This window comes from Microcoleus sp. Pol14D4 (assembly GCF_036701245.1).
GTDB lineage: Bacteria > Cyanobacteriota > Cyanobacteriia > Cyanobacteriales > Microcoleaceae > Microcoleus.
The window spans coordinates 21,032-38,965 of sequence record NZ_JAUBQM010000064.1; the positions used below are offsets into that span (position 1 = coordinate 21,032).

Sequence of the window (17,934 nt, forward strand, 5' to 3'; positions counted from 1 at the left end):
TATCTTAGAGAGAAGGGAGAAGGAAGAATTATCCTTTTTTCTCTAATTCCTTTTCCTAATTCCAAAATACCATTTTCTTCTGATCGATTTAATCCAAAATCCACAATCCACAATCCAAAATTGATATGACTGCGACTCTGAAAGAATTCTTGGAAGCTTGCGAACACTTGGGAACGCTGCGTTTAATCGTGACTAGCAGCGCGGCTGTGCTGGAAGTGCGCGGTTCAATTCGCAAGCTGTTTTATGCGGAGTTGCCGAAGGGAAAGTATGCCAATATGCACGCCGAAATATTTGAGTTTCATCTGAATATGGACAAAATAAAACAGGTGAAGTTTGAAATGGGCGAGGCTAAAAGAGGCAATTTTACTACTTATGCAATCCGTTTTCTGGACGAACAAAATGAGGCTGCTTTGAGCGCGTTTTTGCAGTGGGGAAAGCCGGGGGAATACGAACCAGGACAGGTGGAGAATTGGCACGACTTGAAGGAAAAATACGGGGAGGTTTGGGAACCTGCACCTGTTGAGGCGCTTTAAAACAGAGGCTTTCTCACCTTTAAATTGCATCTGGGGGGCGGGTAGGATGCCCAACCCCTACTCCCCACAAGCAGAATATTTATTTTCATAAACAGGCATCTTGCCTGTTTATGAAAATGGTATAAAATATGATGTTTAACGGATTTGTTGTCTAATTTTTGAATTAATGAACCGCAGAGGGCGCAGAACTCGCAGAGAAAAGAGAAAGAGAAATCTCAAGTCCAATGGCACTGAAAAAGGCTTAATCACGCCCGCAGTTTAGCTTTCAAGACAGAGCGAGGTTCCTGCATTCGAGGATACGGTTTCGGCCTGCGTTTTAAAACTCTGGGTTCAGAACGCTCAGGTCGAATCGTGAGTAAATTAGTTGCCACCTGTTCCAAAAGTAATTGACGCCATTGTCGCTGTTGGCGTTTTCCTGTAGTTGCCAACAGCGTCAATAACAGATTAAACTGCTGCCTAGTTGATTGGAATGAGAGTTGAAAAACTGTATTTTCTGACGAAGATACAGCCTGCCACATAATGGTACGTAATAAAGTATAAGCTAATAAATGTGTCCAGATTTCTTTTCTCACCATCACCGGAGTTTTAGCTGTTAACATCTCCATTTTTAACGTGGTTTTAAGATAGCGTAAATTGACTTCTGCTGCCGACCAACGAAGCCCATATAAAGAAGTCAATTTTTCAACAGTAGACCTCTTGCAAAAGTCATTCTGAAAGGTTAAGTTCATAGTTATAGATGCCTGCAATCAGGTTGAAGCGTAAACCAAATCTACGTCGGCGATTTCGGTAACGTTCCGACAAAATCCGAAAAATTTTCAGCTTCCTAAGCTGTTGTACCTTTAAATAGGGTATAATAAAAATTAAGTTTAGTCAATCTCTACAAAAATGCCTGCCAAAAACCATCTCAATTCCCAACAAATAGAGAAACTACAGAAAGCCTTAAAAGAGGAAGAAAAGGCAAATATCAGAGAAAGAATTCTGATTTTATTATTGCTAAATGACGGAAAAACACAAGCTAAAATCGCTGAGTTTTTGGGTTGTTCAATAAATAAAGTATCTTATTGGTGTATCAAGGGAGACCCCGACAATCTAGAAAGTTTAATAGATGAAAGGATGAAGGGCAATCACAAAAAAGCCACAGATAAATATATAGAGATATTATTAGAAACCATAGGAAAAGACCCTCAAGAATTAGGATATGAATTTGGAAGATGGACAGCGCAGAGATTAGCGACATACTTAGAAGACTCCACAGGAATAAAATTAAGTGGAGGACAAGTTCGGAGGATATTAAAGAAAAAAAAGTATGTTTACATCTGGGCAAAGTATAGTTTGGAGTCAAAGAGAAATCCCGAAAAAAGAACAGCATTTAAAATAAAGATAGCCGAATATTTAAAAATAGAAAAAGAAACTCCAAAACGATTACAGGTATGGTTTTGGGACGAGAGTGGATTTAGTTTAAGAGTCACCCGAAGAAAGAACTGGTGTAAAAAAGGCAGCCGAAAAAAGGTCAGAGGAGACCGAAGAAAAGGCAGAGTTAATGTAATGGGAGGAGTGAGAAATTCCGATAAAAAAAGGTGGGTAGAGTTACTCAAAAAAGGCAATTCATATAATTTTGGATCGAGTGCTAAAACTGTTTCATGAAGAGCTAATTAATGAATGGGTATCAGCAGGTAATCAAGCCTCAGAATTTGCGGAAAAAGGAGCCAAAATAGTGATGATCCTTGATAATGCTAGTTTTCACAAGAAACAAGAGTACCTGAAAATAATTGAAACAGAAATGCCTAACCTTCATTTAGAATTTCTCCCCGAATACAGCCCCGACTATAACTTAATTGAATTAGTATGGCATTCGGCAAAAGAATATATTGCCAATCGACTTTTTACATCTATTGAAGAGCTAGAGTATTTATTGCACCGCCTCTTAAATGAAGGGCAATTAATAATTAAATGGGGTCGCAAAATCAAAAATAAGGGCAATGCTTGTATCACAGTTTAAATGTGCAACAGCTTAAAGGATGCAATTTCCGTTTTCCCCAAAAGCTGTGGGACAATTATTAGGTGGATTGGAGAAATTATTGCGTATTTTGATCGGAGGACTACTCAAGGAGTTGTGGAAGGAATTAATAACAAATTAAAGCTCATCAAAAGAAAAGCTTATGGGTTTAGAAATTTTGACAACTTTATTCTTAGGAGCTTCTTACATTGGCATTTTGCTAGTTAGTTTTACATACTAGGTTCGGTAGAACCACGCTAATTTTGGCACGGGGCCGAATATCACTAAGATCGATCGAGATGCGACAACTCCCATGCTGCAAGCTTTAGGCAACAACGGCATTGATTATGCCACATTCGCTCAAGTAGTCAATCAGAAAGCGGTGCGCGTTGTTCCAGTCAACAGTGCGACGCCGGATGCGGGTAACTATCCTTACAAGCGGCAGTTGTACTACGCCTACAAAAATCCTCCTCGCCAAGCAGTTAAGGATTTCTTGGGCTATGCGACTTCTTCGGAAGGACAGAAAGCTATGCTGGCCGGAAATTGAGCCTTTGTAAACCTCCGACATTCACTGAAATAGTCCACCAGACTTAAGTCTGGCGCTACACAAGCTTGCGTCCGCGCAGGCGGACTTCTTCTTTAACCCACGTAGGTGGGTTTTGTGTGTGTAGGCGCGGTTTCCAACCGTCGGCCACCCTACAAATCTCAAAATACTATTCATTTGTCATTGCTGAACTGATAGGCTAATATTCGATGTAATTTAAAATTTAAGGTTTTTCTGTGAGCAAAAGTCGCGAACCCGTCGAAAGTTTACTTCTCTACTATTTATTCAAATGGTCAATTGTCAGCCCGATGCTGCACCTTTACTTTCGAGGCCGCATTTACGGTGCAGAAAATGTTCCGACAGAAGGGCCTGTGGTAGTAGTCAGCAATCACGCCAGCGATTTTGACCCGCCGATTTTGTCGAATTGCATGAGGCGGCCTGTCGCATTTATGGCAAAGGAAGAGTTATTTAAAGTTCCTATTTTGAAGCAGGCAATTACGCTTTACGGTGCTTATCCAGTGAAGCGGGAAAGTGCCGATCGCAGTGCAATTCGCTCGGCGATCAATTCTTTGGAAAATGGCTGGGCGACTGGTGTATTTTTGCAGGGAACTCGCACCCCAGACGGCAGAATTACTGAACCTAAATTAGGTGCTGCGCTGATAGCTGCTAAGGCTAAAGCGCCGCTGTTACCTGTTAGTTTGTGGGGAACTCACGCCATTTCGTCCAAAGGTTCGGCAGTGCCGCGTCCGGTGCCGCTGACGGTGCGAATTGGCAAGCTAATTGAAGCGCCCGGTTCGTCGGATCGCGAGGAGTTGCAAGCGCTGACTCAAAGATGTGCGATCGAGATTAATGCCATGCACGATTTGGGTCGCTGATTTTATAACTTTTGTTGCTGTTTTTAAGGTTATATCTACAGATAGATAAATGCTGAAGATAAATATCGAAAAATATCAATATAAGTGATTGAAAACAAGCGCAATAATTAGGCTTGAATTTGAGTTTAATTTTACATGCGATAAGAAGAAAGATATGGTAACAAGCAATCAAACCCGCGCGTTGGGATTGTTTTCTAACCGCGAAGATGCGGAGCAAGCTCTGACAGAATTGAAATCTTCCGGGTTTCCAATGGATAAAGTTTCGGTTGTTGCTAGGGATGCAGGCGAGTCTGTAGGCGAGACTGAAACGATCGCTCAGGTGGGCGATAAAAATCTAGACACAGGAGCAGGAGTGGTAGCAGACACTCTGACAAATAGTGCTTTAGCCACCGTGCTAGTGGGTCTCGGAAGTTTAGCTATTCCCGGAATCGGGCCGATGATTGCAGCGGGCACTTTGGGCGCCTCACTGGTGGCTAGCGTAGCAAGCACTGGCGTCTCGGCGGCGGCTTTCGGTGGAGTGGTGAAGGCCTTGACTGACTTGGGAATTCCCGAAGAAACAGCTAGAATTTACACCGATCGCCTGCGGGCGGGAGATTATTTGGTGGTAGTAGATGGCGCTGAGGATGATATTAGTCGGGATCAAGGGGTTTTCAGCAGTCGGGGCATTCAAAATTGGGGCGTTTTTTAAACAGGAATTGTGTACCAGCTCTATCTGTAGGGCGATGTACACCCCACCCTTGGTGATAACAACTAGCTCACATTTAGTACCAGACTTTTGTGTGAAAATTAGCGCATAGATCCCTCCTAACTTAAAAAGGGGGGAACCGGAAATGCTCTTTTGTCCCCCGCGAAGGGCATTGAGATTCGGCTAAAACCACGCTCTAGAGGTGGTTTTAGTCTTAAATTTACATTCATTCATTGCCCACCCCCTCCCTACAAGTCAATTATTGATTTTTATCGCTCATCTTTTGATGCTGAGGCGGTGACATAAGCGACAGCTAAAGGCGAAATTTTTTCTGTAACTGCTGCGATAACTTGGCGATCGAAGTCAGTCCAAATTCTGGGGCGATCGAACATACAAGGCTGCAAAACCCCCCACAATAAGCCGTCAGCACAAAGGTGAGCGTGAATCAAAGCTCGATGTCCGAACTCTTTTGCCTCAAAATCTTTGTTGACAACTTCAGGATTGGCTGTTTCAACATCCTCAACAAAAATCGACGGTTCAGTTCGCAAAGCTGCTGCAAACAAAGGGTCTTCTTCCCCTAAAGATTCTGGTTCTTTTTTCCATTCCGCGTCCCAAATCTGGGGATACTTTGAGTTGCGACGCCAGCAGTAAGGTACTCTACCCATTTGCGTTTCAGGATTGCGGAGGTAGATAAAGACGCGATCGCAATTTAACACCTCGCCTAAAGCCTGCACCAAAGCCGAAAAAACAGCATCCGGTGTTTTGGTGTCACTCAAAATTTTATCCAGAACCTGTGACAGAATTTGCTCGGTCATTAACTTTGGCTATTGAAGTTCATATACTGATTTTAAACTACTCGTTCTCTTCTGTTACGCATTTATCATCAGCATCTTTCCCGTTCCTTAAATAGTTATAGAAAACAAGTTTTAAAACCAGAGAGAATGGCAAAAAATTAACACTTTCTCAATGCTTCCCTGTGTTTATTCAATTCTGGCTTGGCTGAAGTTAGCACCCGTATAACCGGTTGTCAGCCAAAGAATAGCCCTAGCGCCGTCGCGAACAGCTTTTTCCACCGGTTCGGGGGTTCGCCCAGACGGAACTGCCACAGGCTTAAAACTAATGCCTCGACTGCCGAGTACGATTTCGCCGATAATCTGAGCTCGCCGCATATGATCGTCAGAAGTGATCAGATACACGCTCTCAATCCCTTGAGCTTTCAATTCATCTACGAGGGTAGTAAAATTTGTTACCGTATCCACCGCTCTGTAGTCTAAGTGCAGGCGATCGGACTCAATTCCCGCTTCTGAAAATACCCATTCCGCGAACTCAGGATTGCTCCCAGACGACACCCAAATCGGCAATTCAGGATGAGCCCGAGCAAATTTGGCGGCAAACACCTCTCGCTCCGTAGCCCCACCTAGAACTAACAAAGCTTGGGGTCTCTGAAATTCGCTCTTAACGTGCTGATAGCCAAACCAGCACGCCGTCAAAAGCCCTACTAGGAACCAAAAACTGCGTGAAGTGTTCAAACGCTTGTAACGCTGCGTGTTTGAGTTGATTCTTAACCACATCTAAACCTATAAAAATTTTATGTAACTCACAAAGGAACCATAACAAAAAATACCGCACGTATAGCCCACTAACAGGAATTAAAAATTAAAATTTAAAAAAGGGTCGGGGGATCATAAGATTTTAGATTTTAGATTTTAGATTTTAGATTGACTCTACGCTTGTGGTGGGGCTTAAACAGGTGATTTTAGATTTTAGATTTTAGATTTCAGATGGATTCTATAGAGGTTCTGCGTAAGTCCTCGTCTTCAAGCAAGTATTCGTGTGTGGGCGAATTCGTTAGCAGATATGCAAAAAAGAGGGGCAAAACTTAGGCTTACCCCTCCTGCTGTTAATTTTTCTTGATTTTTAACGGGACTGGCCGGGTTCGAACCGGCGACCTAGCGCTTCAGATTTGTGTGAGTTTCCCCACTCTCTGGACTATACCTTCACCATATGCTTGCAGCTTTTAGGTGGTGACCGTCTAGTCTCTAAACCTTCCTGATTTCAATATAGGCGATTGTTTAATCGCCCTGAACTCAGGCTTGGCTTGGTATTGCCTTAGAGTCGTAGGAACCCACGAACTCTTTAGGTTTCACCAAATTTGACCACATTCACTCCCAGAGTTTCCTCGCAGGGTGCCCGATTCTTCAGGAGGCGCTTGCTCTATCCATCTGAGCCACAGCCCCAGTTGCTAAACCGTTTTGATTATAGCAGTTAATGTCGATTTTGATTTTTTTATTATGGATGACTACCGATCGCCAGTTGCCAGTTTCGCAGCGATGCGGGCAAAGTTTTCTGCTGCGGTGAGTTTACCAGCACCGTAACAGGCGCGCTGCCTCCATGCGGTGACGGGGAGATGTCCGGGGGGAGCATCTTCGTTGAAGGAGAGCTCGCTGTAATATTTCCAATTTTCCTTGACTCGCCAGCCGACTCGATCGCAAAATTCAGTATAATTTGCCTCGGTACTTTCCCAAATCTGCTGCTGCACGCTCAACCCGAAACGCCCGCTGCTGTATTGTTGCCAAAGTTGGTCGATCGTGCGAAGGTCTGTAGGAGGGAAACTGTCAATATCGGCTGCACTCAGCCAGCCTTCGTCTTCCCTGACAGCGATTTGCAGCAAGATTTCCCAAGTGTGTTCATCAGCTTTGCGCCATTTTCCCGTTTCTAATAGCTTTGTCAGTTGGCGGTAGTCCATCCCCACTTCGGAGATAGCCGGAGTTGAGTCAGGTATAGCGCCGATTTTGTCTTCGAGTCGCTGTAGAGTGCTGACAATCAATTCGGGGTTTAGTTGTTCGAGGCGGTACAGAACCCATTCTAACTGAGATTGAATGTATGTGCGGGCGATCGCACCTTGCTGCAATTCCCCCTGCAACTCATCAAATTTAGCTAACCAATTTTGTTGATTGCGGGCCATTTCCCACATTTGTTTTGCCCACTGCAATCTAACTTGTTCTTTTTTTAAATAAGTTTTGGAAGGCTTAGCACGTTGCGGGTAGGGAGTCAAATCCCACCCGCAAATCGAGCAAAACTCTGCTTTTTCTTCTATGTATTCAGCACCGCACACTGGACATTTAGACATATTGCCATACATTCGGTTGCCAAGTAATTATATGACATCGGGTAAATTAACCACTATTCGATTAGGTACGCACTTTGCAACCTACAATTACAGTTTATCTGCAGTAATGTGGGCATTTCGCACCCGAAAGTTAGAGTTATTGATACCGATTTAACAAGGCAAGCGAATAGTAAACAAACTGCCTTTGCCCAAATCTGATTTTACCTCGATCGTACCGCGGTGAGCTTCGACTATTTGGCGGCAGAGGTGCAGTCCCAAACCTGTACCGGATCTCTTGTGAGTTCCCGGGCCAAACCTTTCAAATAACTTTGCTTTTTCGGTGGGAGAAATTCCAGCGCCGGTGTCTTGGATTTCAATAATTACCCATGCCAGCGGTTGGTTTTTGAAGCTCGTATAAGCAGGTGAATTGGCAGCTTTTAAGGTGATATCTATTGAGCCTTTGTCGGTGAATTTAATCGCATTTCCGATGAGATTGGTCAGCAAGCGGTGCAGCTCCAGACGATCGCCCGGATACTTCGCAATTGGTGCACTTTCTGCACTTTCTGTCAAGTCTAAATTTACCGACAAACCTTTAGCATCCGCTAGGGGAGCTAGTTCTTCAGCTACCTCAGTAATAAGCTGGCGCAAATCCACGGCAGCGAAACTTAGCGATTTGCGGCCTGCTTCGTAGCGGTAGACTTCCAGCAACATATTTACCATCGCGATCAGGTTTTTGTTGCTGCGAACCATCGTCCCGAAAGCGTCGCGCATGGGAAGGGAAATTTCTCCCAAAGCTCCCTGCTGCATTAAAGTTAGCATTCGATCGGCTGCTACGAGGGGCGTCCGCAAGTCGTGAGCGAGCCGGGAGACAAAATCTTCGCGCTGGAGGGCGATCGAATTGCGCTCGTCTACGCTGTGTTTTAGCCGCAGGAGCGATCGAACCCTCGCCAACAGTTCATCCATTTCGACTGGTTTGCGGATGAAATCGTCTGCTCCCATGTCCAATCCCTGCACTACGCTCGCACTGTCGTGAGCAGTGATCAGCAAAATCGGCATAAAGGGCAATTCCTTATTTTCTCGGATTCGTTTAGTGACTTCGTAACCATCCATTCCCGGCATCATCACGTCTAGCAGTACCAAATCCGGGGCTGACTTGTCAATTTGGCTCAAGGCAGAAAAGCCGTTCTCGGCCGTACTAATTTCGTAACCTTCTTCTTCTAGGATTGTTTGAACCAACAAAACATTATCTGGTGCGTCGTCTACCACCAGAATCCGATCGGCTTTTGTGGCATTCGGAACAGATAAATAACTCATTTAATTGTTAGCCTGGAAATAAATACTAACTTTAATATGGCATCCGATTCATATTTTCACATTTTTACACTTGTTAACTCTGTCATAAGGAAGATCTCACAACTTTATCAAATCTTTTTACTTTTGAACACTCGGATGTAATATAATTTACTACTTGGTTGTCATCGTATGCACGCCGTCCCAATCATCAGGCGGGGGTACTTCCAAATATCTCAGGGATCGGTCGAGGTGAACTTCCACAGGTCTATCGCTCGGTCGCATTGCTAAAGCTGCTTCAAAATAACTAATAGCTTTCTGAAAATTTCTAGCAATATAAGCCTCCCTACCGTTAGTGTAAAGTTCCAAAAACCGCACGGTTTCCCCGTCGATGGGTTCAGAACTATTTTGCAGCAACTCGTAAATACCTACCGGCTGATTTTTGCCCTTAACCCGCACCTTGTCTAACTCTCGCACCCAAATTCCTTCGCGACACAAACTGTATGTAAATTCGCTCAAAATTATATCGCATCCGTACTCCTTTGTAAGCTGTTCCAATCGCGAACTCAAATTCACCGCATCCCCGATTACCGTGTAATCCATTCGCTTTTGAGAACCAATATTTCCCGAAACTACTTCTCCGGAACTAATCCCAATTCCGAAGCGAAACGGATCTGCACTAGGGCGAGAATCATTAAACTCTTTCAAACGCCGGCGCATATCTAAAGCCGACTGAACCGCCATCCAACCGTGACTTTCCGGGGGATTGAGCGGCAGGGGCGCGCCGAACACCGCCATTAAAGCATCGCCGATAAACTTGTCTAAAATGCCTTCGTAGTGGATAACGGCCTCCACCATCGTCTCAAAATATTCGTTTAGCAGGGATACCACATCGGACGCTCCCAGATTTTCGGTGAGTGTGGTGTAGCCGCGAATGTCGGAAAATAAAATAGTAACTTCTTTGCGTTCGCCTACCATCAGAGCGCCTTCGCCCAAGGCCATCACTTTATCTACGACTCCAGGAGTCAGGTAGCGGTACATGGTATTTTTCATCCGCTTTTCGCGACTGATATCTTCGAGCACGACTAAACCGCCGCGCACGCCACCTTCTGGATTGAGCAGCGGGTTGACAGTCAAATTCAAACTGCGTTCAATTACTTTAATTCGAGAGGCGGGGATCGGCAGCGGGCAATAAGGGTGATATAGGGCAGAATTTCGCAGGGCAAATAGAGATTGGGCATTAGCTAATTCTGCCAGCGCTACTTCCTCAGTCCACGCGCGGTTTTCGCCCCAAGCGTAATATAAAGTAGGCTCAGCGCGATCGGGCACAGCCAAAATATAACTTTCTTCTTCTTCTTTTTGTTGTTGGGAATTAAGTGTTTTTTCTACCAACAGTCCCACAGTTAAACTTTGTTCGGGAACGTAATGTCGGGCAGCATTTTTGAGACTGTCTTCTAGTCGAAATTGCAAATTGTCGATCGGCACAACTTCCCAAACATAGCGATTCACCAGTTTATCTTCCCAAATCTGGGGATTGTGTTTGCTTTTAGCTTGATTTACCGGACAGCCCAACAATTCTAGGGCTGCTTCGTTGATAGTAACAACTCGCCCCTTCAAATCCGTGGAAATGACTGCATCAGAAAGACTTTGCAGCATATCTTTTTGATACTGCTTTTCCACCATCACGTTCTGAAACAGTTGAGAATTTTGCAGCGCCATTCCCGCTTGGGAATTAAACGCTCGCAAAAACTCTTCGTCGGAAGGGGTGAAAGTACCTTGGTTCTTATTGATGAGCTGAGTTACCCCGATCAGCTCACCTTTAGCGTTATGCACGGGCATGCACAAGACAGTCCGAGTGCGGTATCCCGTTTGCTGGTCTGTAGATGGGTCAAAGCGGGGATCGTCGTAAGCATCTGTAATATTTAGAGGTTGACCGGTCGAAGCCACGTAGCCCGCAATTCCCCTATTCGCAGGAATACGGATTTCCATCATCGTTGTACCGTCGGCCTTAGCGACTTTTGTCCAAAGTTCGTTGGTTTCCCGATTTAACAAAAATAGCGTGCTGCGATCGGCCTGCATCAAGTCGCGAGCTTGATCCATGACCGAGCGCAAAGTTGTTTCCAAGTCAAGACTTTGACCCAAAGTCGTTGTGGCTTTCAAAAGTGCGGCAACCCCTCGCTGGTTGCGCGCCACGACGTAGAAAGACTGACAGCTTTCTAGAATAATCCCGATCGAATCTGCAAAAGCCTGGAACTGCTGTTCGTCTTCCTCGCTAAAGGAGACATTGCCAGCTTTATTTAAGAGTCTGACCACTGCTACGGGTTCGTCTTGGCTCTTGCTGCTAAAAATCGGCATACAGAGCATGGTCTCGATCTGGTAGCCCGGTGGTTCGTCTACTTCGGTATTAAAATACTCGTGCGATCGAGCTTCGGCGACATTGATCGATTTTCCGGTGGTTGCTACGTAGCCTAAAATGCCTGCATCCATCGGCAAGCGCACTTCTACATCCTCGCCCGTAAGTGGATCGAGTGTTTTGTGCCACAGTTGATTTTTGTTGGAGTCAACCAAAAAAATTGTTGTCCGGTCTGCTTGCAGAATTTGACCAATTTTGACAGTGAAGGCATCTAAAAGTTGCTCTAAGAGACTTTCGAGTGCTTCATTGTTAATCAGGTCCATCGCCCGGATAAACTGCTGAAATTCAGCCGTGATAAAGTCCAGCAGGCACACTAATTCAGGAACTGGCAGGCTCTTAACACGGGAGGTCAATGCCCCCATAAAATTGACTTGAGTCAGTGTAGCCAGAACGCTACCAGTATTGGAGAAGGTCATGATTAACTGCTTGCTCAGAAGGGTAAACTGACTGCAGGTTGAGCCGCGCTAGATTCGGCGGCAGTGCACACTCTTGAATTTGTTTGCAAGCGCGTCGGCACTCGCTTGCCGTTTTGATGAATCCTGAGTTCAAAAGTGGCGCACGCAACTTCAGTTTGCTTGTTATGTATGCTCGATCGATCTTTTTTACAACCTCGATGATACTGATGAGGGTTCGTCCATTCAAGCTGAACTTGAGTTCGCAAAACTAAAGCCTGAAAATTAGGTGACAGGCTTTAGTTCGATCGAGAGTGCAGTGTGGATTTGACGCTCTGTGCTCGACAGCAGCGCGCGGTGTGACTGTTTTAGCGCACTCGGCGACCGTATCCGGTCAGGTAAAGGGCGCTATGAAAGCAGCGCGCAAGGCCTTCCTACAGAGCTTACTCATAGTTTAATGGTAAATGCAACAGCAGGATAGCGACGGTAATTTATGCAGCAAAAAAGTTAGATCGATCTTTGAAAATATCCCTCCTCACTACCAACTGACGATCGAACAGCGAAGCTAAGCTGCTGGCAGCGATGTTTAAAGGTGCTACAGATCCTGACATTTAGGCTGCTCTGGGCATGGACTCGGCAAATACCACTGATTGATAGTAGCGCTGCAGTTGTGCAGCGGCCGCGGCCCAACCCCAGCGTTCGGCTTCTCGGCGAGCGTTACGGCGCATGGTTTCCCGTTCTTCGGGATTCGCAAACAGACGCTTGGTGGCAGCCAGAGCTCCTTCTTCCTCGGCGGGGTCAAATAAATATCCGTTAACGCCGTCGGTGACAATATCGGGAATTCCGCCGCTGCGCGCCGCCACTACAGGCGTCCCCGCAGCCATTGCTTCTAGGAGAACTAAGCCTAGGGTTTCAGTGCGGGAGGGAAAAATGAAGGCGTCGGCCGATGCGTAAGCTGTTGCGAGTTCTTGCCCTTTGAGGTAGCCGACAAAATTGGTGGGTGTACCGGCAAAATATTGTTCAAGGGTTTGCCGGTGCGGGCCGTCTCCCACTAAGGCGAGGCGGGCATCGGGAATCGCTGCGAGAACTGGTTTGATGCGTTCGATTTCTTTTTCTGCACCGAGGCGGCCGACGTACAGCAGCAGGGGACTGTCTGGGTTATTTTGAGAAAGGCGCGATCGCATTTCTCGACTTGCCAATTCCGGGACAAACATTTCAGTATCTACGCCCCGCTGCCACAAATCTACTCGCTCAATGCCGTGGGTTCTCAATTCCTCCACCATTGCTGTGGAAGTGCAGAGATTCAATTCTGCTTGGTTGTGCGCTCCTTTGAGTAGTTCCCACAATAAAGGTTCGAGGACTCCGAAACCGTAGTGGTGCAAATATTTCGGCAAATGCGTGTGGTAAGAAGCCAAAATTGGAATGTTGAACTTTTTCCCGTAATATATACCGCCCAATCCCAAAATAGCGGGATTGACAACGTGAATAATATCCGGTTTAAACTGCTCTAATTGGCGACCGACAGCCGGAGAAGGAAGTGCCATTTTCAATTCCGGGTACATCGGCAAAGGCAAGCCCTCCACACCGTAAACTCGGGCGCCTTTGTATTCTTTGATCCCGTAATCTGGAGAAAATATCAGAACTTGTTCGCCCGCGCGCTGCAAGTGATCTACAGTGTGAATCAGGCGCGTCACAATGCCATCTATTTTTGGCAGAAATGTTTCAGTGAACAGAGCAATTTTCATAAAAATAAGTTACTTAGGGAGCCGATAATCGTAGCCTGCGGCCAAGGTCATCGGTAACAGGATACACTGTCTCGCGGGGAGCTAAGTCATGGCGTGCGATCGGCTGCTTTTCTACACTTGTTCTTTCTGCTTCACTACCGCTAATTTGGAGCGAGAGGTTTTTGGGATAAGATGCAAATTCCCGGAATGCCAATTGATAAAATTCTCCTACCTAAAATTCATCCCAACTTTCGGCAAAGCAATTAATTCTGTGAATTTCCTGTGATGTTCTGGCAATTTATAATATTGCTGTTTCAGTGGCATATCGGGCTTCGCTCACTCGCTCGGCGCTAATTTTGATAACTCGCCGTTACTGCAACCCCTTCGGCTATTAAATAATAAGCACAAACTGCACTCGCTGACAATCCAGGCAGAACAACCAAAAGCCACAGAACGAGAATTTGACTTTTCACGGCTTTATGCCCAAAAAGCCAGCAGTAACAACCTTATGGCATTTTTCAATTAAGCGCAGAGGACGCAGAGAACACAGAGCAAAAGATCAAAAAGATAGATATGAAAAAATTAATCTACAAAGAAATCCCTTCTAAAATTGCAAACATTTTTCCTCTCTTCCCATCTTTTCTTTTACTTCGCGCCCTTCGCGCCTTCGCGGTTCGTTAAAAAATCTCTTACCCCGCAGGTAGATACCAGAACTTACTTCCAAGAAACCTTCGGCAAAATCTGGTTTTTATCGACACGGTGCTGATATTTTGTAGCAAAATTCAGCAGAGAATCGAGCAGGGAATCTGAGAGATAGTGCGGTTGCAAACCGAGGTCTAGCAAATTGGTGTTTTTGGCATTGAAATAATGTTCTTCTTTCTCGACTCTGGGATTTTCGATGTTGTTGATTTCTACTTTTAATCCCATTGCCATGCCTGCTTTTTGCACCAAGGAGGCTAAGTCGCCGACGCTGAATTGTTCGGTGAATTGGTTGAAGACGCGGAATTGTCCGGCTTCGGCGGGGTTGGCGATCGCCAATTCCACGCACCGCACGGTATCCCGAATGTCTAAGAAGCTGCGGGTTTGTCCGCCAGTGCCGTAAACTGTCAGAGGATGACCGATCGCAGCTTGGATGCAAAATCTGTTCAAGGCTGTACCGAATACTCCGTCGTAGTCCAAACGGTTGATCAACAGTTCGTCCATGCCAGTTTCATCTGTGAGCACGCCGTAGACGACGCCCTGATTTAAGTCGGTGGCTCTTAAACCCCAGATTTTGCAAGCAAAATGGATGTTGTGGGAGTCGTGGACTTTTGACAGGTGGTAGAAACTGCCTGGTTGTTTGGGATAGGGTAGTGTATCCTTGCGGCCGTTGTGTTCGATCGTAATGTAGCCTTCTTCAATGTCAATATTCGGGGTGCCGTATTCGCCCATTGTCCCCAATTTCACTAGGTGACACTCCGGGAAGTCTTCGCGGATGGCGTACAGCAGGTTGAGTGTCCCGACGACGTTATTGACTTGGGTGAGGACTGCGTGTTCGCGATCGATCATTGAGAAGGGGGCAGAACGCTGTTCGCCAAAATGGACGATCGCCTCTGGTGCAAATTTTCTCATGCTTTTGCTGAGAAAATCGTAGTTGGTAATGTCACCGACGAACAAGTCGATCGACTTGCCCGTTAAATCTTGCCATCGCTGGAGTCGTTGCTGAATCGGTGCGATGGGAGTGAGGGTGTCGCTGCACAGTTCCAGATCCCAGTGCCGCCGCACGAAGCTGTCGAGGATGCCAACTTCGTAACCTTTGTTGGAAAGGTAGAGTGCGGTTGCCCAACCGCAATAGCCATCGCCACCAATAACCAGGACTTTCATAAATCAACGGTGAATCTTGCTTGCCAATACTGGGTTAATGTACCAGGTATTGGTGCATTCTGAACCTTTAATCAAGCGTGTTCGCCCAGGAAGGAGTCTGTTTTTTTAGATTAAACCGGAATTTCGTCGGCAAAACTGGCCCGGCGGGTGAATTCAAAGGGGCCGGCCTGGGCTCCCCAGACGTGGGCGTCGGTTTCTGGGTCGCGTCCGCGATCGTGGCTAATAAATTTGTCTTGGTCAATCTCGAATTCGCTGTCTAGATAGGTTTTTTTGCCCTTTCTGACCACCAGGCAGCCTTTTCCTGGTTCGACAAACCCTTTGAAGCTGTTGCCCGTCCACTGCGTAATAAAGGTGCAGCCAGGAAGTAGAGTCAGTTGTGCTGTTTTGATTTCTTGCAGCCGCTGCGGGTCGCGGGAAGCGCCGTAGAATTGTTCTTCGTTTTCTATGGCATAATTTTCGATGTCGATTCGATCGCCCACCGGGACTAACTTCAAAACTCGGACTCGGTACGGTACATTCAGTTCAATATCGTAGGCTTGTTCTAGGTACAAGCTGAGCCCATCCAAAACTTCGACCGGCAAAGGCCTCATGCAGACGCGGATGTGGGCGAAAAAGGGCGGGTTTTCAAAGGCTTGGGCTTGGTTGCTGAAGTCGGCGGCCATCCAGCGGCCGAGGGTGACGATATCGGTGGAATGAGTCATTTCGATTTTAGATTTGGGATTTTAGATTTTAGATTGGGGTTCTGGTAAAAGTTATTTTAGGGGAAATAAGGCGCGATCGCGCGCTACATCCCGGACTTCTGCGAAGTCGAGGATCTGGGTATTCGGTTTTTTTAGGCGGGCTAACTTAAATTGCAGGGCGATCGGCTATAAATAGTTACAGAAAAGCATCGCAGAATTACCATGAAACTAGAACCTGTTGCATCTAGCATGATCCAATCTGCTGGTTATGACGAGAAAAGCTCCACCCTCGAAGTTGTTTTCAATAGTGGCAAAACCTATCGATATTTTGAAGTTCCCAAGACTGTCTACTTGGAACTGATGGAATCAGATTCCAAAGGTAGTTATATGCTATCTGACGTTATTGATTGTTTTCCCTACCAACAAGTAAAGAAACGGCGACGATAAGTACGGCATTAATCAATATATCCCAGTAGCGAGAGCGCCCTTTATTCCCAAAACTCGACTAAATCTTCAATCATGACAAAAAGCAAGGGCGATCTTCTCAACACCGGTCATATCGACCATACTCATCCCATCATCGCGTCTAGCGTACCATTTAAGCGTTTTGTAATTAACCCTCTTGGCGATCGACCACATCTTGCAGCGTCCAGCCCTTTTCTTCTACCAACTCTCGAAGTTTTAGTGGAACTCGCTTCATTGGTGCGCCCTCAATCTTCCAAAATCTCGACCAAATCTTCCATTGTCACGTCGAAGGCGCGGGCAATTTTGTAAACAGCAGAAAGATCGACTGTGTTTAAAGCATCGCGCTGAACGTAGCTTCTGACAGTGTTGTAATTAACTCCGGATCGCTCGGCAACTTGCTTTAGTGTCCAACCCTTTTGCTCAGCTAGTTCTCGAATCCGCAGTCTAACGTATCCCATTAGCGCGATCGCCCTTACTATTCCAAAAACTCGACCAAATCTTCAATCATGACATCAAAAGCAAGGGCGATCTTCTGAACGGCACTCAGATCGACCATACTCATCCCATCATCGCGTCTAGCGTACCCTTTAACCGTGTTGTAATTAACCCCAGAGCGATCTGCCACGTCTTGCAGCGTCCAGCCCTTTTCTTCTGCCAACTCTCGAATCTTTAGTCGAACTCGCCCCATTTTGTCCTTGACAACAGGTTAGATTTAACCTTAAACTGTAAAAAATTCAAAACGATCGCCCTCAGAGCCTGGAAAACTTAAGGGCGATCGCTTTTTCTACCACACCCCACGAACGTGGGGAAGGATTACCCTATGATACCAACATCCAAGCCCAAATTAAACACTCATCCCTGGTGTATCGTGCGGCAATTGCCGAATATGCAGCGATTGGTGGTTGCTCGGTTCCACCGTCGGGGCGATGCGGAGGGATACATACAGATTTTACAGCGGTTGTTGCCGACGGCTAAACACGCGATCGTTTTTGATACGACAGGGGCTGAGAAATTGCCAGAAGTTCGATCGACTCAAGTAGAACGAATCTTGTAATTAATTAGGAGCGATCGTGTTTTACAACAAGTGCGATCGCTCCTGTGTTATGACCCAGAAGTCGGCCCCTAGCCAGACTCCACGCTACAATTATCATCTTTAAACGGATATTTCTTTCGGTTTTTTTCCTTTATTATACTCTATAATATTTCAGATTTAAATTATAAGCGCTATAGTGAACGGCAAGTTTCTTCATTGGGATGTAGGTGATAGAGTTGTGGTGTTGATAGTTTTGTAACTGCTCACCGCAACTGCGTTGCGGTATTGCCAAGGTCGGCGAGTGAGCTGGGTTCGCTCGCAAGCTCCGTCAG

General features: G+C 45.9%; 18 protein-coding genes and 3 pseudogenes. 8 read left to right on the top strand and 13 right to left on the bottom strand.

Annotated features, from left to right (window positions below; genetic code table 11):
• The first annotated feature begins 125 nt into the window (after positions 1-125).
• Positions 126-533, top strand: a complete 408-nt coding sequence (locus QUA33_RS20475) for a ChuX/HutX family heme-like substrate-binding protein (protein WP_333150698.1) — start codon at positions 126-128, stop codon at positions 531-533.
• 245 nt (positions 534-778) lie between these two features.
• Here the strand turns inward: QUA33_RS20475 and QUA33_RS20480 are convergent, their stop codons facing one another.
• Together QUA33_RS20480 and QUA33_RS20485 are read right to left on the bottom strand one after the other, a co-directional pair.
• Positions 779-1,261 (bottom strand): hypothetical protein, encoded by a 483-nt coding sequence (locus QUA33_RS20480; protein WP_333150700.1) that lies wholly within the window; start codon positions 1,259-1,261, stop codon positions 779-781.
• Positions 1,239-1,352, bottom strand: a pseudogene (locus QUA33_RS20485) (IS5/IS1182 family transposase); the annotation flags it as partial. The pseudogene QUA33_RS20485 and the gene QUA33_RS20480, both read right to left, overlap by 23 nt.
• A gap of 66 nt (positions 1,353-1,418) precedes the next feature.
• Between QUA33_RS20485 and QUA33_RS20490 the strand changes: the two are divergent.
• The 5 genes and pseudogenes from QUA33_RS20490 (at position 1,419) to QUA33_RS20510 (ending at position 4,636) form a co-directional block, all read left to right on the top strand.
• Positions 1,419-2,532 (top strand): annotated as a pseudogene (locus tag QUA33_RS20490) (IS630 family transposase).
• Positions 2,533-2,550: 18 nt separating this feature from the next.
• A pseudogene (locus QUA33_RS20495) lies at positions 2,551-2,757 on the top strand (transposase); the annotation flags it as partial.
• 85 nt (positions 2,758-2,842) lie between these two features.
• Positions 2,843-3,076 (top strand): substrate-binding domain-containing protein, encoded by a 234-nt coding sequence (locus tag QUA33_RS20500; protein WP_333150702.1) that lies wholly within the window; start codon positions 2,843-2,845, stop codon positions 3,074-3,076.
• Positions 3,077-3,309: 233 nt separating this feature from the next.
• Positions 3,310-3,948: a lysophospholipid acyltransferase family protein gene (locus tag QUA33_RS20505; RefSeq protein ID WP_333039474.1), complete on the top strand. Its 639-nt coding sequence runs from the start codon at positions 3,310-3,312 to the stop codon at positions 3,946-3,948.
• A gap of 154 nt (positions 3,949-4,102) precedes the next feature.
• On the top strand, positions 4,103-4,636 hold the full coding sequence (locus tag QUA33_RS20510; protein WP_333150704.1) for a hypothetical protein: 534 nt from the start codon (positions 4,103-4,105) through the stop codon (positions 4,634-4,636).
• A 266-nt stretch (positions 4,637-4,902) separates the two neighbouring features.
• On the opposite strand, the gene QUA33_RS20515 is transcribed toward QUA33_RS20510, so the two are convergent.
• The 9 genes from QUA33_RS20515 to QUA33_RS20555 form a co-directional block, all read right to left on the bottom strand.
• On the bottom strand, positions 4,903-5,448 hold the full coding sequence (locus tag QUA33_RS20515; RefSeq protein ID WP_333150706.1) for a GAF domain-containing protein: 546 nt from the start codon (positions 5,446-5,448) through the stop codon (positions 4,903-4,905).
• 165 nt (positions 5,449-5,613) lie between these two features.
• Positions 5,614-6,204, bottom strand: coding sequence for a YdcF family protein (locus tag QUA33_RS20520; protein WP_333150708.1), 591 nt, complete (start codon positions 6,202-6,204; stop codon positions 5,614-5,616).
• A 728-nt stretch (positions 6,205-6,932) separates the two neighbouring features.
• Positions 6,933-7,763, bottom strand: a complete 831-nt coding sequence (locus tag QUA33_RS20525) for a GUN4 domain-containing protein (protein WP_333150710.1) — start codon at positions 7,761-7,763, stop codon at positions 6,933-6,935.
• A 150-nt stretch (positions 7,764-7,913) separates the two neighbouring features.
• The gene (locus QUA33_RS20530) at positions 7,914-9,056 is read right to left on the bottom strand and encodes a hybrid sensor histidine kinase/response regulator (protein ID WP_333150712.1); all 1,143 of its coding nucleotides are present in this window, start codon (positions 9,054-9,056) and stop codon (positions 7,914-7,916) included.
• 150 nt (positions 9,057-9,206) lie between these two features.
• Positions 9,207-11,861 carry a GAF domain-containing protein gene (locus tag QUA33_RS20535; protein WP_333150714.1) on the bottom strand — a complete coding sequence of 885 codons (2,655 nt, stop codon included), beginning with the start codon at positions 11,859-11,861 and terminating at the stop codon, positions 9,207-9,209.
• Between the two features lie 587 nt (positions 11,862-12,448).
• Positions 12,449-13,582, bottom strand: coding sequence for a glycosyltransferase (locus QUA33_RS20540; protein ID WP_333150716.1), 1,134 nt, complete (start codon positions 13,580-13,582; stop codon positions 12,449-12,451).
• Between the two features lie 13 nt (positions 13,583-13,595).
• Complete coding sequence (locus QUA33_RS20545; RefSeq protein ID WP_333150718.1) at positions 13,596-13,775, bottom strand: hypothetical protein; 180 nt, start codon at positions 13,773-13,775, stop codon at positions 13,596-13,598.
• A 500-nt stretch (positions 13,776-14,275) separates the two neighbouring features.
• A complete protein-coding gene (locus QUA33_RS20550; protein ID WP_333039493.1) occupies positions 14,276-15,424 on the bottom strand; it encodes an NAD-dependent epimerase/dehydratase family protein in 1,149 nt (382 codons plus the stop codon).
• A gap of 110 nt (positions 15,425-15,534) precedes the next feature.
• Positions 15,535-16,125, bottom strand: a complete 591-nt coding sequence (locus QUA33_RS20555) for a chromophore lyase CpcT/CpeT (RefSeq protein WP_333100100.1) — start codon at positions 16,123-16,125, stop codon at positions 15,535-15,537.
• Positions 16,126-16,326: 201 nt separating this feature from the next.
• Between QUA33_RS20555 and QUA33_RS20560 the strand changes: the two genes are divergently transcribed.
• Positions 16,327-16,551, top strand: coding sequence for a KTSC domain-containing protein (locus QUA33_RS20560; protein WP_333100101.1), 225 nt, complete (start codon positions 16,327-16,329; stop codon positions 16,549-16,551).
• A 263-nt stretch (positions 16,552-16,814) separates the two neighbouring features.
• Here the strand turns inward: QUA33_RS20560 and QUA33_RS20565 are convergent, their stop codons facing one another.
• Complete coding sequence (locus QUA33_RS20565; protein WP_333100103.1) at positions 16,815-17,027, bottom strand: helix-turn-helix transcriptional regulator; 213 nt, start codon at positions 17,025-17,027, stop codon at positions 16,815-16,817.
• A 17-nt stretch (positions 17,028-17,044) separates the two neighbouring features.
• Positions 17,045-17,257 carry a helix-turn-helix transcriptional regulator gene (locus QUA33_RS20570; protein ID WP_333150720.1) on the bottom strand — a complete coding sequence of 71 codons (213 nt, stop codon included), beginning with the start codon at positions 17,255-17,257 and terminating at the stop codon, positions 17,045-17,047.
• A gap of 132 nt (positions 17,258-17,389) precedes the next feature.
• Here QUA33_RS20570 and QUA33_RS20575 point away from each other — a divergent pair, with 132 nt between their 5' ends.
• Positions 17,390-17,623: a hypothetical protein gene (locus QUA33_RS20575; RefSeq protein WP_333150722.1), complete on the top strand. Its 234-nt coding sequence runs from the start codon at positions 17,390-17,392 to the stop codon at positions 17,621-17,623.
• Positions 17,624-17,934: the final 311 nt, after the last annotated feature.